This is a genomic window from Pseudomonas sp. MIACH, assembly GCF_001269925.1.
Taxonomy (GTDB): Bacteria; Pseudomonadota; Gammaproteobacteria; order Pseudomonadales; family Pseudomonadaceae; genus Aquipseudomonas.
Window position 1 is genome coordinate 21,297 of sequence record NZ_LHVO01000015.1, and the last position, 15,278, is coordinate 36,574.

Genomic DNA, 15,278 nt, shown 5'->3' on the forward strand with positions numbered 1-15,278 from the left:
TGAGGTTAGGGGCAGGGACGCGATGGAAATTGTATAGGCGTGCTCGGTTGAACGGTTCAGCGTCTATGCTGGTCCACTGACCTCTACCGTCAGATCACACAGGTGAACGAAATGGCCAAGACTTACAGCTACGCCGCCCAGAACGCCAAGGATGCCCTCAAGCCGTTTACCTTCGAGCGCCGCGCGCCGGGGGCGGACGATGTCCAGATCGACATTCTCTATTGCGGCGTGTGCCACTCCGACCTGCACACCGCGCGCAACGAGTGGAACAACACCCTTTACCCGTCGGTCCCCGGCCACGAAATCGTCGGTCGCGTGACGGCGGTGGGTGGCAATGTTAAGAAATTCAAGGTCGGCGACCTCGCCGGTGTCGGCTGCATGGTCGACAGCTGCCAGCACTGCGCCTCGTGCGCCGAGGGCGAGGAGCAATACTGCGAGAGCGGTTTTACCGGCACCTACAACGGCCCGGTGTTCGGCGGTGAAAATACCTTTGGTGGTTACTCGGACAACATCGTGGTCAAGGAGAAGTTCGTGCTGCGCATCTCCCACGACGATTCCAACCTGGCCGCCGTCGCGCCGTTGTTGTGTGCGGGCATCACCACTTACTCGCCGCTGCATCACTGGAAGGTCGGGCCTGGCAAGAGGGTCGGTGTGGTGGGCCTGGGCGGCCTGGGGCACATGGCGGTGAAGATCGCCCACGCCATGGGCGCCCATGTCACGCTGTTCACCACCTCACCCAACAAGCGCGAAGACGGCCTGCGCCTGGGCGCCGATCAAGTGGTGGTGTCGAAGAACCCGGACGAAATGGCCAAGGTCGCCAACAGCCTGGACTTCATCCTCAACACCGTCGCCGCACCGCATAACCTCGATGCGTTCCTCAACCTGCTCAAGCGCGACGGCACCATGACCCTGGTCGGCGCCCCCGACAGCCCGCACCCGTCGCCAACCGTATTCAACCTGATCTTCAAACGCCGCAGCCTGGCCGGCTCGCTGATCGGCGGCATCCAGGAGACCCAGGACATGCTCGACTTCTGCGCCAAGCACGGGATTGTCTCGGACGTGGAAATGATCGACATCCAGGGCATCAACGAAGCGTATGAGCGCATGCTCAAGGGCGATGTGAAGTATCGGTTCGTGATCGATATGGAGAGCTTGAAAAAGGAAAGCCACGCGGCTTGAAAACTGCTCCGGGAAACACTGGGGGCAATGTAGGAGGGGGGCTTGCCCTAATGCCAGTCAGTCAAGGAGAAACACTGTAACTGTGGCGAGCGGGCTTGCCCCGCGTTGGGCTGCGCAGCAGCCCCAGGAAAGAAGAACGCGGTGTATCAGACACTCTGTAGAGGCTGGTTTTGGGGCTGCTGCGCAGCCCAACGCGGGACAAGCCCGCTCGCCACAACAGCCCTATCTGCCCAGCGTTCAGCCAACGGTGCGTAGATACCTATGCCCGATAGCAGTGTCGACTGGCACACAGCTATCGGCGGCAAGCCCCTCCCACATTAGGATCTCGGGTGGAGTCGATATTGTGGTGTTCAGTTAGGACGCAACCGCAGTATCTGCGCCCCATCGAACGGGTCCGTCAGGTAATGCGCCTGCACCCCGAATGTCTCCCGCAAGCGCTCCGGCGTCAGCACGTCCAGCGGCTTGCCCAGCGCTACCAGGCGCCCACGATCCAGCACGGCCAGGCGATCACAGGTCAGCGCTTGATTCAGGTCATGCAGGGCGATGAGGGTGGTCACCGGCAACCCTTGCACGCCTTTCAAAATCGCCAGTTGATGCTGGATGTCCAGGTGATTGGTCGGCTCATCCAGCAACAGGATCTGCGGCCGTTGCGCCAGGGCGCGGGCGATGTGTACGCGCTGGCGCTCGCCGCCGGAGAGGCTGCGCCAGGCGCGGTGGCTCAGGTGGGTGGCATCCACATCATGCAGGGCCTGGCGCACGATGGCGTCGTCTTCGCCGGACCACGGGCTCAGCGCTGACAGCCACGGTGTACGGCCCAGCGCGACGGCGTCGAACACGCGGATGGCGTCGTCGGTGTCGGCCTGTTGTTCCACCACCGCCAGCTGTTGTGCGATGGCGCGGCGGGACAGGTCGCCCAGGCGTTGGCCGCCCAGGCGCACGTCGCCGCTGGCCGGTGTGCGCAAGCCGGCGAGCAGTTTGAGCAGGGTGGATTTGCCGGAGCCGTTCGGCCCGACAATCCCCAGGGTTTCACCCAATTGAACCTCCAGGTGAATATCGCGCAGCAACTCGGCCTCGCGCACCTTGAAGCCCAGGCCGGTGCAACTCAGTACGCTCATCGCGCATTCCTCCGGCCAATCAGGATCAGTGCAAACACCGGCGCGCCCACCAGCGCCGTCACCACGCCGACCGGAATCACCTGGCCCTTGATCAAGGTGCGCGACAACACATCGGCCGCAATCAAAAATAACGCGCCGCCCAGCGCACTGGCCGGCAGCAGGCGCGAATGCCCGGTGCCGAGCAACAGGCGCACCGCGTGGGGGATCACCAGGCCGACAAAACCGATGGAGCCGACAATCGACACCATCACCGCCGTCACCAGCGCCGCGCACCCCACCAGCACAAACTGCACGCGGCGCACCGGGATGCCCAGGGACGCGGCCGAGTCGGTGCCGAAGGTGAACGCATCCAACGCGCGCCGATGCCACAGGCACACCACCAAGCCCGTGACCGCCACCGGCACTGCCAGCCACACCGACGGCCAGCGCACGCCGCTGAGGTTGCCCAGCAGCCAGAACATGATGCCGCGCGCCTGTTCGGAGCTGGCGGACTTGGTGATCAGGAACGCCGTGAGCGCATTGAACAGCTGTGACCCGGCGATGCCTGCGAGGATGATCTGCCCGGTGCCGCTGGACGAACCGCTGGCCCGCGCCAGCAAGATCACCAGGGCGAACGCCGCCATCGCGCCGACAAAGGCACCGGCCGAGAGTGAAATCAGCCCGCCGCCCACGCCCATCAGCGCCACCAACACCGCGCCGGTCGAGGCGCCGGCGCTGATACCCAGCAGGTACGGATCGGCCAGCGGGTTGCGCAGCAATGACTGCAAAATCACCCCGCAGGTGGCCAGCCCTGCACCGCAGGCGGCGGCAACCAGGGCGCGGGTGAGGCGGTAGTTCCACACCACGCCTTCATCGATCGGGTCCAGCACGTAACCGGCTGCCCACAGTTTGTTGGCGAGCACCTGCAGCACCACCAGCGGATCGATGGCGGTTTCACCAATGGCCACGCCGGCGAGCACGGCGATCAGCAATAGCGCCAGGGCGAGTAAGGTCCGGATCATTTCGGCAGGTCGTAGCCGTCGATGGCCGTGGCCAGTTGTTCCAGGCCATCGAACGTGCGGATGCTGGCCTGCAGCGCCAGGGCGTCGAGGATGATGATGCGGTTGTTTTTCACCGCGTCCATGTTGCGCGTGACCGGGTCGCTGCGCAGGAAAGCGAGTTTCTTTTCATGGTCGTCGGCGGGATAGCGGCGGCGGTCCATGCGGGCGATCACCAGGAAGGTCGGGTTGGCCTTGGCTATGGTTTCCCAGCCGACGGCGGGCCATTCTTCATCGGATTGCACCACGTTGTGCAGGCCGAGGGTTTCGAGCATGAACTCCGGAATACCCTTGTGACCCGCCACGTACGGGTCGCTGGCCATTTCGGAACTGGAGAACCACACCAGCGCGCTGGCCTGCTTGAGGCCTTTGCTCTGCACGGTGGCCACGGATTTGGCCAGGCGCGCCTTGAGTTCGTCGTTCAGGTGTTGGCCGCGATCCTGTACGTCGAAAATCTGCGCCAGCTGGCTGATGCTCTTGTAGATCGTCTCGATACGGAACGGCTCCAGCCGCGTGCCGTCGGCGCCCACCAGGTTGTCCTTGCCTTCGCAGTCGGAGGGCAGCAGGTAGGTGGGGATCTTCAGGTCGTGGAACTGCTCGCGGGTGCCGACCACGCCCTGCGGGCCCACCACCCATTCCAGCTCGGCGGCCACCAGTTGCGGGCGCTTGGCGATTACCGCTTCGAAGCTGGGCTCGTTGTTGGCCAGGCGCTCGATGCCATCGTTCTGTGCTTTGTACTGTGGCAACACGTTGTTGAACCACAGCGAGGTGCCCACCACACGGTCGCCTACGCCCAGGGCATAGAGCATTTCCGTGGCGGCCTGGCCAATGGTCACGCTGCGCGCGGGGGCCTGCTGGAAGGTGAGGGTGCTGCCGCAGTTTTCCAGGGTAAGCGGGTACTGAGTTGGCGCGGCTTGGGCCAGGGCGCAGAAACCCAGGGCACTGATCAGGGCGGTAACGCGTGGCAGCATGAGGCAATCTCCGTGTGAACCGTACGTGGGAACAGGGGAGGTACAGTTCGGAAATACGCCCTCGAACACTGCCGGTCGGGCAGGTAAGGATGTCCTTCCCGGACACCCCGCCGGTTAGTGATTTTGCTGGGCCGGCAGGTCTCCTGACTGATGCGTCGTCGCCACGCTCCGGCCTTCCCGGACGTGGTCCAGTGGCAGTGGGGAGCAGGCTCGGCATCTACAGTTGCGGGGGCAGTTCCGATTGACGCGGCATACCGCGCTTCGGATTCCCTATTAGTCCCGTTTGGGAACCGGCGCGGTATGGTAGTTGATTAGGGCGAGGCGATACAGCCCGAGGGGCGCCCAGTCAGACACGAATATCCTCAGGGCCCTGGATCAGCGCTTCAATTCGCGTCCCGGTGGCGCGCTCCTCGTTGCTGAAGCCGTCGTAGTCCGCCAGGTTGGCGAAGCGGATACCGGTCAATTGTTCGATCTGGATCACGCTGCGCTGGTAGGTCCTGACCTGGCCGAACATCAGGTCGAGCTGACCCAGTTCGCGGCTTTGGTCGATCATGTAGGCACTGGCGCAGGGCTTGCCGTCGTCGCTGAGGTAGGCCACCACTTTCCAGAACGCCTTGGGGATTCGGATGCCACGGTAGAGGCGATCGTCGTCGGCGAACACCGGGCCGCTGAACACCGTGGCCCGGGCTTTCCAGCGTTGCGTGTTATCGAGGATGTAGTCTTCCAGTTCCAGCCAGGTCTTCTGGTTGAACCCGCTCATCTGCGGCGAGCAGTTGGTGAAGTGGAAGGTGTCGAGGTTGGCGGTTTTTGCCTCGTCGCCCCAGTTGGGGTCTTGGCGGCGCACCAGGTGCCCACGATCCAGGCCGTTGTTGGTGTAGAGCGCTTCGCCCACCTGCGCGCTGATCGGCAGGCGACCATCGTAGGCCCACGTGTCATTGCTGCGGATAATCTCCACATGCTGCCCGCCGTCGATATTCACGCCGACGTAGAGCGCCAGTCGTCGGGAACGCGACATCGTCACCGAGAAATGCGTGTAGTCCAGGCGCAGGGGTTCTACGTCATCCGCCAACGCCTCGTCTGCCGTGGGCCAGGGCACCACGAAGCTGCTGAGAAAGTCTGCTGCATAGCCGCGCCGGTCCTTTAGATCCTTGGCGGCGGTGACACGGGGCGCCGCCGCCCGGGCCTCCATCAGCGTGGGGGGGGGCGCGATCAACGGGCGCAGATCGGCGAGTCTTGGGCGGTGCGCAAGGTCGATTTTGGCTTTACGGGCTGGCATGGGTAAGTCCTCCTTGGATAAACACGACTGCAACATAGGTTGATGACAATTGATGACACGCGTTAACCCCCTGGGGGCTATCCTCAAGCGGTTACCTGGAGCTTCACCACACGCCAAAAATGGAGCCAGCCCATGTGTGATCGCCACTACCGCAATCCGATTTTCTGCCTGATCCCGCCGTACATGCTCGACCAGATCGCGCGTCACGGTGATAAGGCCCAACGCGAAATCGCGCTGCGCACCCGCGCCAAGGACAGCACGTTCCGCTCGCTGCGCATGGTCGCAGTGCCTGCCAAGGGGCCGGCCCACATGGCCCTGGTCATGGGCGCTGGTAAACGGCGCTCGATCTACAGCGCCGAAGGCACCGACAGCCTGCCGGGCAAGCTGATCCGGGGTGAAGGCCAGCCCGCCAGTGGCGACGCCGCCGTGGACGAAGCTTATGACGGCCTGGGTGCCACGTTCGATTTTTTCGAAGAGGTGTTCGACCGCAACTCCATCGACGATGCCGGCATGGCGCTGGACGCCACCGTTCACTTTGGCCAGAACTATAACAATGCGTTCTGGAACTCGACCCAGATGGTGTTTGGTGATGGCGATGAGCAGTTGTTCAACCGCTTCACCGTGGCCCTCGACGTGATTGGCCATGAATTGGCCCACGGCGTCACGGAGGACGAGGCCAAGCTGATGTATTTCAATCAGTCCGGCGCGCTCAACGAGTCGCTCTCAGACGTGTTCGGCTCACTGATCAAGCAGTATGCGTTGAAGCAAACGGCCGAAGACGCCGATTGGTTGATCGGCAAAGGGCTGTTCACCAAAAAGATCAAAGGGTCTGCGCTGCGTTCGATGAAGGCCCCCGGTACCGCGTTTGATGACAAGCTGCTGGGCAAGGACCCTCAGCCGGGGCATATGGATGATTTTGTCCAGACCTACGATGACAATGGCGGGGTGCATATCAATTCCGGGATTCCCAACCATGCGTTCTATCAAGTGGCGACCAGGTTGGGCGGGTTCGCCTGGGAGCGAGCAGGGCGTATCTGGTATGACGCGCTGCGCGATGCACGGTTGCGGCCGAACTCGGGGTTTTTGCGTTTCGCGCGTATAACCTACGATATAGCCGGTCGTCTCTACGGCGCGAATAAGGATGAGCACAAGGCGGTCAAGGAGGGCTGGAAAGCGGTTGGCATTAACGTCTGACGTGAGGAACAGCCATGAAAATATCGATCAAGGAAAACGGCGGACCGGCGTTTTTTCCGGGTTTGGCCACACCTCGTACGGTGGAGTTGAATACGTTGCCCGAGCCGGACCAGCAAGAGTTGCGGCAACTGATCGAGGCTTCAAACTTCTTTCAGTTGCCGCAAAGCACCGCGCCAGAACCCGGAAAGCCGGGCCAGGTGCATTACACCCTGACCGTGAAAGAAGGCCAGCAGGAACATACGGTGTGCGTGCTCGCGCCGGTGAAGTCGCAGGCGCTGGATGGGCTGGTGCAGTGTGTGCGCCGGCATATCCGCAGTTGAGGTCACGCCAGCAGATCCTTCACCTTGGTAATGATTTTGTCGATGTCGAACGGCTTGTCCAGCACCGCATCGAACAGGTCCGAGCGCTGCATGCCGATATGGGCCTGCGCGCCGCTGATCAGAATAATCGGCAGGTGCTTGACGGCCGGCAGTGCACGCACCGCTTCGGCGAACTCCTCACCGTCCATCACCGGCATCATGAAATCGGTGATGATCAGCGACGGCCGTTCTCGCTCCAGCACCTCCAGCGCTTTTTTCCCATTGCCAGCTGTGACGACCATGAACCCCTCATCTTCCAGTGCATAGGCAAGGATATCGGCGATCAAGTACTCGTCATCGACGACCAGGATAGTGGCCATGTCAATTCAACCTACCCGAAGACTTAAAGAGCTGAACCAGGCAGCGCTGAATTGGATGCAACTGAGGGGGCATTTGTTGAGACCTTTCTTAAGTCAACGGCTTGGTCACGGATTACCACCTCCAACAATGAGGGGTCATAAAAGCTGTCTCTGACCTTAAGAATGGAAAGCGTCCTTCTAAGTTCAGACTGAATCTCGAAGAAACGCATAAGCATGAGGTTGTCGGCAATGCTCGACAGTTCAGACGCGGGGGAAGTGACCTCCGAGCCGAACAAATCATGCATCTCCCACGTGGCAAAGACCGTGACGCCCCTGGCGCGCAGCTCGTTCATCAGGGCGCTGTAGAAATCGGTGATTCGCGCCGGGTTGTTAGAGACGCGGGTCATGCCGCTCAAGCTGTCGATGAACAGGCGCTTGATGCCCTTTTCCTCGACAAGGCGCAGCAATCGCGCGCCAAGGCCGTCCAGCAGGCCTTCGGTGGTGGGCTGCCAGGCGATGGTCAGTGCGCCGCTGTCTTCCATCTTCTGGATATCGATGCCCAGGGATTGGCCTTTGAGCCGCAGGCGCTGAGGGCTTTCGTAGAAGCCGAAGTGCAGGCCGGGGGCGTCTACCGTCGATTCCGAGAGGAACTTGAGGCCCAGGGTGGTCTTGCCGATGCCCGACGGCCCCATGACCAGGGTCACGCTGGAACTGTGCAGCCCGCCACCGAGGATGCCGTCCAACGAGCCGATACCGCTGGCGATGCGCGTCAGGTCGGCGCTGTCGGGCGCGGACGGACGGCCATAGAGGCTTTCCAGGCGCGGATACACCACCAGGCCGTCGTCGTTGATTTCACACTCGTGCAGGCCGGTGAGCGCGCCGCTGCCGCGGGTCTTGCGCAACTGGATACGGCGCACGGAACGGGTACCGAACAGTTCCTCGCCCATTTCGATCACGCCATCGACCATGGTGTGCTCGGGGCTGCCGTCGTCCAGGCGTGAGCTGGTGAGGAACAACACCGTGCAACCGGCGAAGGCGGCATGCCCTTGCAGTTCGGAAATGAATTTTTTCGTGTCGATCGGCGAGTCGGCCTTGGAACGCGCGTTCAACAAGCCGTCCACCACCATGACAGTGGCCCTCTGCCTGCTGATCTCACGCCTGAGCAGCTTGACCACTTCATCGAGGCCTTCGTTTTCCAGGGTGTCAAAGGCGCTGACAAACTGGATTTCGGCGCCCACACGGGAGGCGTCAAAAAAGCTCAGGGTAGAGAGGAACTGGAAAAGGCGGTCGTGGGATTCCGCCAACAGCGTGGCAACCAGGACTCGGCCTCCATTGCGCGCGTGATTAAACCCCAGCTGGTTGGCAAGGATGGTTTTACCTGAGCCGGGGCGACCCTGAATGATATAGGACGCCCCAGACACCAGCCCTCCCTTGAGCAGAGCGTCCAGCCCTTCGATTCCGCTTTGAAGGCGATTTAGCTTTTCCACAGTGCGATCCTGACCCTAAAAACATGCTGTTAAGCCGAGTGGACAGAATGCTAACGCCATTTGTTCACTGCTGCTACTTGCGATCCAGCCACACGGTCTGTGCATTGCAGAATTCGCGTACGCCAAAATGCGACAACTCGCGCCCAAACCCGCTCTTCTTCACGCCGCCAAACGCCACCCGTGGGTCGGACACGCTGAACGCATTGACGAAGATCCCGCCGGTTTCCAGCTGGTTGGCGATGTCGCGGGCCTTGGCCGGGTCGGTGGTGAAGATGCTGGCGGTGAGGCCGAACTCGCTGTCATTGGCCAGGGCCACGGCGTGGTCGGCGTCGCGGGCGGTGATGATCGAGGCCACGGGGCCAAACAGTTCCTGTTTGAACGAGGTCATCTGGTCGGTGACGTCGGCCAGTACGGTCGGCGCATAGTAGTTGGCGGCACCGGCGACTTTGTGGCCGCCCAGCAACAGGGTGGCGCCTTCTTCGAGGGTGGCCTGGACCTGGCCGTGCAGCTCGTCGCGCAGGTCGAAGCGCGCCATCGGGCCGACGTAGGTGCTGGCCGATGTCGGGTCGCCCATCACCAGCGCGCGGCTGGCTGCGACGAACTTGGCCGTGAAGGCGTCCACCACGCCCGCTTCGATGATCAGGCGCTTGGCGGCGGCGCAAACTTGGCCGCTGTTCTGGAAGCGGCCGATCACGGCGGCCTGCACGGCGGCGTCGAGGTCGGCGTCGTTGAGCACGATGAAAGGGTCGGAGCCGCCCAGTTCCAGCACGCATTTCTTCAGCGCGGCGCCGGCCTGGGAGCCAATGGCCATGCCGGCGCGCACGCTGCCGGTGAGGGTCACGGCGGCAATGCGCGGGTCAGCGATGGCCTGGGACACGCCGTCCTGGGTGACGTTGATCACTTCGAACAGACCTTCAGCGAAACCGGCTTTCTGCAACGCCGCTTTCATCAGGTAGGCGCTGCCCATCACGTTCGGCGCGTGTTTGAGCACGTAGGTATTGCCAGCGAGCAGGGTTGGCACGGCGCCGCGCAGCACTTGCCACACCGGGAAATTCCACGGCATCACGGCGAGGATCGGGCCCAGCGGGCGGTATTCGATCTGGGCGCTGCCGTTGTCTACCAGAGTAGGCTCCGGGGCCAGCATGGCCGGGCCGTGGGTGGCGTACCACTCGCTGAGCTGGGCGCATTTTTCGATTTCGGCACGCGCCTGGGTGATGGGCTTGCCCATTTCCAGGGTGATCATCTGCGCCATTTCTTCGGCTTGATCGCGCAGGGCGCCGGCCAGGGCCTGCAGCAATTCGGCACGCTGGCTGACCGGCTGGCGGCGCCAGGTGCGGAAGGCTGCGGTGGCACGGTCGAGGGCGGCGTCCAGTTGCGAGGCGGTTTCGTAGGGGTAGCTGCCGACTGTTTCGCCGGTGGCGGGGTTGATCGACAGGGCGTGGGTCTGGTGAGAAATAGCGTTCATGGCACCGTCCGGCTGAATGTGTGGAATAGGGTCAGCCTACGGGGATGTATGTTTTCTGGAAACTGAATAATATTAAGCAATACGTTCACGATTGGAGAATGATTTGGATCTGGTGCAGCTGGAAATCTTCAAGGCCGTTGCCGAGCAGGGCAGCATCAGCGCCGCCGCGCAGTTGATTCATCGGGTGCCGTCGAACCTGACCACGCGCATCAAGCAACTGGAGCAGGATTTGGGCGTGGAATTGTTTATCCGCGAAAAGAGCCGCCTGCGCCTGTCGCCCGCCGGATGGAATTTCCTCGGCTATGCGCGGCGCATTCTCGACCTGGTGCAGGAAGCCCGCGCGACGGTGGCGGGGGAGGAGCCCCAAGGCGCGTTTGCCCTCGGCTCCCTGGAAAGCACGGCGGCGGTGCGGATCCCGGCGCTGCTCGCGGCTTACAACCAGAAGCACACCAAGGTCGAGTTGGACCTGAGTACCGGGCCTTCAGGCACGATGATCGAGGGTGTGTTGTCGGGACGCTTGGCGGCGGCGTTTGTCGATGGGCCGGTATTGCATGCCACCCTGGAAGGCGTGGCGGTGTTCGAGGAGGAGATGGTGGTGATTGCGCCGCTGCATCACGGGCCGATCACGCGGGGGCAGGATGTGAATGGTGAGAGCATTTATACGTTCCGTTCCAACTGTTCCTACCGACACCATTTCGAGCGCTGGTTTTCACAGGACGGCGCGGTGCCGGGGAGGATCTTCGAGATGGAGTCCTACCACGGCATGCTCGCCTGCGTCAGCGCCGGGGCTGGCCTGGCGCTGATGCCACGCAGCATGCTGGAAAGCATGCCGGGGTTTACCACGGTGAGCGTGTGGCCACTGGCGGACGGTTTTCGCACGCTGCACACCTGGCTGATCTGGCGCCGGGGCACCGTGTCGCAGAGTTTGAACAGTTTTGTGAAGTTGCTGGAGGAACGCGCTCTTCAAAACACCGCCCCTCCCACATTTTGATCTGTATCAGCCGCCGAATTGCAGGGTGCCCATGGCCAGTTTCGCCATGAGTGCCGTGGCGCCCAACTGCACCAGCCACAACGCCAAACCGCCCAGGAATACCCCCAGCGCCACTTGCAGTACCAGGCTTTTCTGACGCTTGGTTTGGGGCGCGCGCGGGGTGTAGTCGTGCAGTTCGTCGCGGTCGGCGCGCAGGTCCAGGTCGTCGTTTCTCATAAGGCTCTCACAGCAAGGGGGCAGTCGGGATTCAGTCTAGTGTGTTCGCCAGCAAAAAGGGGGAAGCCATTGGCTTCCCCCTTGGTAGAACGCTGGCAGGCTTATAGAACCTGAACAATCGCCTTTGTTACCGCAGCAATGTTCGATTGGTTCAACGCCGCCACACAGATACGCCCGGTATCGAGGGCGTAGATACCAAACTCGCTGCGCAGGCGGGTGACTTGCTCAACGGTCAGGCCGGAGTAGGAGAACATCCCACGCTGGCGACCGACGAAGCTGAAGTCGTGGCCCGGCGCAGCCTTGGCCAGCTCGGCAACCATCTGCTCACGCATGCCACGGATGCGCAGGCGCATCTCGGCCAGTTCGGCTTCCCACTGCGCGCGCAGCTCAGGGCTGTTCAACACCGCGGCAACAATCGCGGCGCCGTGGGTTGGCGGGTTGGAGTAGTTGGTGCGGATCACACGCTTGACCTGGGACAGGATGCGCGCGCTTTCTTCCTTGGAGTCGCCGACGATGGACAGCGCGCCCACACGCTCGCCGTACAGGGAGAACGACTTGGAGAACGAGCTGGAGACAAAGAAGGTCAGGCCCGATTCGGCGAACAGGCGCACGGCAGCGGCGTCTTCGTGGATACCGTCGCCGAAGCCTTGGTAGGCCATGTCGAGGAACGGCACCAGGTTCTTGGCCTTGACCACGTCCAGCACGTGTTGCCAGTCGGCCGGGCTCAGGTCGACGCCGGTCGGGTTATGGCAGCAGGCGTGCAGCACCACGATGGACTGGGGCGGAAGGGCGTTGAGGTCTTCGAGCAGGCCGGCGCGGTTCACGTCGTGGGTGGCGGCGTCGTAGTAGCGGTAGTTCTGCACCGGGAAGCCGGCGGTTTCGAACAGGGCGCGGTGGTTTTCCCAGCTCGGGTCGCTGATGGCGACGACGGCGTCGGGCAGCAGCTGCTTGAGGAAGTCAGCACCGATCTTCAGCGCGCCGGTGCCGCCAACGGCTTGCACGGTCACTACGCGGCCCGCTTCGAGCAGAGGCGACTCGGTGCCGAACAGCAGGGTTTGTACGGCCTTGTCGTAGGCGGCGATGCCGTCGATCGGCAAGTAGCCACGGGCGGCGTGTTGCGCCACGCGAATGGCTTCCGCTTCGGCAACGGCACGCAAGAGTGGAATCTTCCCCTCCTCGTTGCAGTAAACGCCCACGCCAAGGTTGACCTTGGTGGTTCGTGTGTCGGCGTTGAATGCTTCGTTGAGGCCCAGGATTGGATCGCGTGGTGCCATTTCGACAGCGGAGAACAGGCTCATTTTGCGGCAGCTCTATGGGGGAAAGGAGGGACGTGTCGCGCTCCAGCCGAATGCACTAGAGCGGTGCACAAACGGGGAGCTAGTATAGAGGCCATCACGGCTGAGGGCGACAACCGAAACGGCTTTTCGGCCAAGTTTTTCGGTTTATTTGCCGACCGTTAGTCTTATTGCAACATTGATCAACCACGGCAGACAGGACGATTGCCTTGAAACCCGTCACATTCGCCACCACTTCTACAGCTATCATGGTTTTTTCCTACGACCCGCTCTGAAACTTCGCGGGTTGTGGTCTTTTTCGTCCCCGACGGGTTTACAGTCTGGGGTGACTTCAAGAGGTACGTTATGTCGGATTTCCAACTAGTCACCCGCTTTGAACCTGCCGGCGACCAGCCCGAGGCCATTCGCCAGATGGTCGAAGGTATCGAGGCCGGCCTGGCGCACCAGACGCTGCTCGGGGTGACCGGTTCGGGCAAGACCTTCAGCATCGCCAACGTGATTGCGCAGATCAACCGCCCGACGCTGGTGCTGGCTCCGAACAAGACCCTGGCCGCGCAGTTGTACGGCGAGTTCAAGGCGTTCTTCCCGAACAACGCGGTGGAGTACTTCGTTTCCTACTACGACTACTACCAGCCCGAAGCCTACGTGCCGTCCTCCGACACCTTTATCGAGAAGGATGCGTCGATCAACGACCATATCGAGCAGATGCGGCTGTCGGCGACCAAGGCGTTACTGGAGCGCAAAGACGCGATCATCGTCACCACGGTGTCGTGCATCTACGGCCTGGGCAGCCCGGAAGCGTATTTGAAGATGGTGCTGCATGTTGATCGCGGCGACAAACTTGACCAGCGCGAGCTGCTGCGCCGCCTGACCAGCCTGCAATACACCCGCAACGACATGGATTTCGCCCGCGCCACCTTCCGCGTGCGTGGCGATGTGATCGACATCTACCCGGCCGAATCCGACCTGGAAGCGATCCGCATCGAGCTGTTTGACGATGAAGTCGAGAGCCTGTCGGCCTTCGACCCGTTGACCGGCGAAGTGATCCGCAAGCTGCCGCGTTTCACCTTCTACCCGAAAAGCCACTACGTGACGCCGCGCGAAACCCTGATGGGCGCCATCGAGGGCATCAAGGTCGAACTGGCCGAACGCCTGGAGTACTTGCGCGCCAACAACAAGCTGGTGGAAGCCCAGCGTTTGGAGCAACGCACGCGCTTTGACCTGGAGATGATCCTTGAGTTGGGCTACTGCAACGGCATCGAAAACTACTCGCGCTACCTCTCGGGCCGTGAGTCCGGGGCGCCGCCGCCGACCCTCTACGACTACCTGCCCGACGATGCGCTGCTGGTGATCGACGAGTCCCACGTCAGCGTGCCGCAAGTCGGCGCCATGTATAAGGGCGACCGCTCGCGTAAGGAAACCCTGGTGGAGTACGGCTTCCGTCTGCCGTCGGCGCTGGACAACCGGCCGATGCGCTTCGACGAATGGGAAGCCATCAGCCCGCAGACCATCTTTGTGTCGGCCACGCCGGGCAACTACGAGGCCGAACATGCCGGCCGTGTGATCGAGCAGTTGGTGCGCCCCACCGGCCTGGTCGACCCGGAAATCGAAATCCGCCCGGCGCTGACCCAGGTTGATGACCTGTTGTCGGAGATTCACAAACGTGTGGCTCTGGAGGAGCGGGTGCTGGTCACCACGCTGACCAAGCGCATGTCCGAAGACTTGACCGACTACCTCGCCGACCACGGCGTGCGCGTGCGCTACCTGCACTCGGATATCGACACCGTGGAGCGCGTGGAAATCATCCGCGACCTGCGCCTGGGCACCTTTGACGTGCTGGTGGGCATCAACCTGCTGCGCGAAGGCCTGGACATGCCGGAAGTGTCGCTGGTGGCGATCCTCGATGCGGACAAGGAGGGCTTCCTGCGCTCCGAACGTTCGCTGATCCAGACCATCGGTCGTGCGGCGCGTAACCTCAATGGCCGGGCGATTCTCTACGCGGATCGCATCACCGGTTCCATGGAGCGGGCGATTGGCGAGACCCAACGCCGTCGCGACAAGCAAATTGCCTTCAACCTGGAAAACGGTATTACGCCCAAAGGCGTGTTCAAGGACGTTGCCGACATCATGGAAGGCGCCACCGTGCCGGGCTCGCGCAGCAAGAAGCGCAAGGGCATGGCCAAGGCCGCCGAAGAGAGCGCCAAGTACGAGAACGAACTGCGCTCGCCGAGTGAGATCACCAAGCGTATCCGCCAGTTGGAAGAGAAGATGTATCAGTTGGCGCGCGACCTGGAGTTCGAGGCGGCGGCGCAGACGCGCGATGAGATTGGCAAGTTGCGCGAGCGGTTGCTGGCTGTCTGATCTGCGGTGGCTGGACTGGCCTCGGTTTTCCAG

Annotated in this window: 14 protein-coding genes and 1 riboswitch; of the genes, 5 read left to right on the forward strand and 9 right to left on the reverse strand. The window is 62.3% G+C overall.

Annotation, left to right across the window (positions count from 1 at the left end; all coding sequences use genetic code 11):
• Nucleotides 1-111: 111 nt before the first annotated feature.
• Nucleotides 112-1,179, forward strand: coding sequence for an NAD(P)-dependent alcohol dehydrogenase (locus AD670_RS04925; RefSeq protein ID WP_053128807.1), 1,068 nt, complete (start codon nt 112-114; stop codon nt 1,177-1,179).
• 350 nt (nt 1,180-1,529) lie between these two features.
• Here AD670_RS04925 and AD670_RS04930 read toward each other — a convergent pair whose 3' ends face one another.
• The 4 genes from AD670_RS04930 to AD670_RS04945 all read right to left on the reverse strand — a co-directional run bounded on the left by AD670_RS04930 (nt 1,530) and on the right by AD670_RS04945 (nt 5,578).
• Nucleotides 1,530-2,294, reverse strand: a complete 765-nt coding sequence (locus tag AD670_RS04930; protein ID WP_053128809.1) for an ABC transporter ATP-binding protein — start codon at nt 2,292-2,294, stop codon at nt 1,530-1,532.
• Nucleotides 2,291-3,295, reverse strand: coding sequence for an iron ABC transporter permease (locus tag AD670_RS04935; RefSeq protein ID WP_053128810.1), 1,005 nt, complete (start codon nt 3,293-3,295; stop codon nt 2,291-2,293). The genes AD670_RS04930 and AD670_RS04935 overlap by 4 nt, the downstream gene beginning before the upstream one ends.
• Nucleotides 3,292-4,302 carry an ABC transporter substrate-binding protein gene (locus tag AD670_RS04940; protein ID WP_053128812.1) on the reverse strand — a complete coding sequence of 337 codons (1,011 nt, stop codon included), beginning with the start codon at nt 4,300-4,302 and terminating at the stop codon, nt 3,292-3,294. The genes AD670_RS04935 and AD670_RS04940 overlap by 4 nt, the downstream gene beginning before the upstream one ends.
• 115 nt (nt 4,303-4,417) lie before the next feature.
• Nucleotides 4,418-4,612, reverse strand: a riboswitch (cobalamin riboswitch).
• Between the two features lie 36 nt (nt 4,613-4,648).
• Nucleotides 4,649-5,578, reverse strand: coding sequence for a DNA/RNA non-specific endonuclease (locus AD670_RS04945; protein ID WP_053128813.1), 930 nt, complete (start codon nt 5,576-5,578; stop codon nt 4,649-4,651).
• 132 nt (nt 5,579-5,710) lie between these two features.
• Between AD670_RS04945 and AD670_RS04950 the strand changes: the two genes are divergently transcribed.
• Complete coding sequence (locus tag AD670_RS04950) at nt 5,711-6,772, forward strand: M4 family metallopeptidase (RefSeq protein ID WP_053128814.1); 1,062 nt, start codon at nt 5,711-5,713, stop codon at nt 6,770-6,772.
• 14 nt (nt 6,773-6,786) lie between these two features.
• Nucleotides 6,787-7,092, forward strand: a complete 306-nt coding sequence (locus AD670_RS04955) for a protealysin inhibitor emfourin (protein ID WP_053128815.1) — start codon at nt 6,787-6,789, stop codon at nt 7,090-7,092.
• A 2-nt stretch (nt 7,093-7,094) separates the two neighbouring features.
• Here the strand turns inward: AD670_RS04955 and AD670_RS04960 are convergent, their stop codons facing one another.
• The 3 genes from AD670_RS04960 to AD670_RS04970 form a co-directional block, all read right to left on the reverse strand.
• On the reverse strand, nt 7,095-7,451 hold the full coding sequence (locus AD670_RS04960; RefSeq protein ID WP_053128816.1) for a response regulator: 357 nt from the start codon (nt 7,449-7,451) through the stop codon (nt 7,095-7,097).
• Nucleotides 7,452-7,474: 23 nt separating this feature from the next.
• Entirely contained in the window at nt 7,475-8,917 is a 1,443-nt protein-coding gene (locus AD670_RS04965) for an ATPase domain-containing protein (protein WP_053128817.1), read from the reverse strand.
• 73 nt (nt 8,918-8,990) lie between these two features.
• Nucleotides 8,991-10,382 (reverse strand): aldehyde dehydrogenase family protein, encoded by a 1,392-nt coding sequence (locus AD670_RS04970; protein ID WP_053128819.1) that lies wholly within the window; start codon nt 10,380-10,382, stop codon nt 8,991-8,993.
• 103 nt (nt 10,383-10,485) lie between these two features.
• On the opposite strand from AD670_RS04970, the gene AD670_RS04975 reads away from it, so the two are divergent.
• Nucleotides 10,486-11,373: a LysR family transcriptional regulator gene (locus tag AD670_RS04975; protein ID WP_053128821.1), complete on the forward strand. Its 888-nt coding sequence runs from the start codon at nt 10,486-10,488 to the stop codon at nt 11,371-11,373.
• 6 nt (nt 11,374-11,379) lie between these two features.
• On the opposite strand, the gene AD670_RS04980 is transcribed toward AD670_RS04975, so the two are convergent.
• Both AD670_RS04980 and AD670_RS04985 read right to left on the reverse strand, forming a co-directional pair.
• The gene (locus AD670_RS04980) at nt 11,380-11,589 is read right to left on the reverse strand and encodes a hypothetical protein (RefSeq protein ID WP_053128823.1); all 210 of its coding nucleotides are present in this window, start codon (nt 11,587-11,589) and stop codon (nt 11,380-11,382) included.
• Nucleotides 11,590-11,690: 101 nt separating this feature from the next.
• Nucleotides 11,691-12,887 carry an amino acid aminotransferase gene (locus tag AD670_RS04985; RefSeq protein ID WP_053128824.1) on the reverse strand — a complete coding sequence of 399 codons (1,197 nt, stop codon included), beginning with the start codon at nt 12,885-12,887 and terminating at the stop codon, nt 11,691-11,693.
• A 342-nt stretch (nt 12,888-13,229) separates the two neighbouring features.
• Here AD670_RS04985 and uvrB point away from each other — a divergent pair, with 342 nt between their 5' ends.
• A complete protein-coding gene (gene uvrB, locus AD670_RS04990; protein WP_053128826.1) occupies nt 13,230-15,245 on the forward strand; it encodes an excinuclease ABC subunit UvrB in 2,016 nt (671 codons plus the stop codon).
• The last annotated feature ends 33 nt before the right edge of the window (nt 15,246-15,278 follow it).

Excerpts from the sequence above, each read along its gene's own strand:
- AD670_RS04925 (WP_053128807.1), top strand. The coding sequence starts at position 112 with ATGGCCAAGACTTACAGCTACGCCGCCCAGAACGCCAAGGATGCCCTC.
- AD670_RS04930 (WP_053128809.1), bottom strand. The coding sequence starts at position 2,294 with ATGAGCGTACTGAGTTGCACCGGCCTGGGCTTCAAGGTGCGCGAGGCC.
- AD670_RS04935 (WP_053128810.1), bottom strand. The coding sequence starts at position 3,295 with ATGATCCGGACCTTACTCGCCCTGGCGCTATTGCTGATCGCCGTGCTC.
- AD670_RS04940 (WP_053128812.1), bottom strand. The coding sequence starts at position 4,302 with ATGCTGCCACGCGTTACCGCCCTGATCAGTGCCCTGGGTTTCTGCGCC.
- AD670_RS04945 (WP_053128813.1), bottom strand. The coding sequence starts at position 5,578 with ATGCCAGCCCGTAAAGCCAAAATCGACCTTGCGCACCGCCCAAGACTC.
- AD670_RS04950 (WP_053128814.1), top strand. The coding sequence starts at position 5,711 with ATGTGTGATCGCCACTACCGCAATCCGATTTTCTGCCTGATCCCGCCG.
- AD670_RS04955 (WP_053128815.1), top strand. The coding sequence starts at position 6,787 with ATGAAAATATCGATCAAGGAAAACGGCGGACCGGCGTTTTTTCCGGGT.
- AD670_RS04960 (WP_053128816.1), bottom strand. The coding sequence starts at position 7,451 with ATGGCCACTATCCTGGTCGTCGATGACGAGTACTTGATCGCCGATATC.
- AD670_RS04970 (WP_053128819.1), bottom strand. The coding sequence starts at position 10,382 with ATGAACGCTATTTCTCACCAGACCCACGCCCTGTCGATCAACCCCGCC.
- AD670_RS04980 (WP_053128823.1), bottom strand. The coding sequence starts at position 11,589 with ATGAGAAACGACGACCTGGACCTGCGCGCCGACCGCGACGAACTGCAC.
- AD670_RS04985 (WP_053128824.1), bottom strand. The coding sequence starts at position 12,887 with ATGAGCCTGTTCTCCGCTGTCGAAATGGCACCACGCGATCCAATCCTG.
- uvrB (WP_053128826.1), top strand. The coding sequence starts at position 13,230 with ATGTCGGATTTCCAACTAGTCACCCGCTTTGAACCTGCCGGCGACCAG.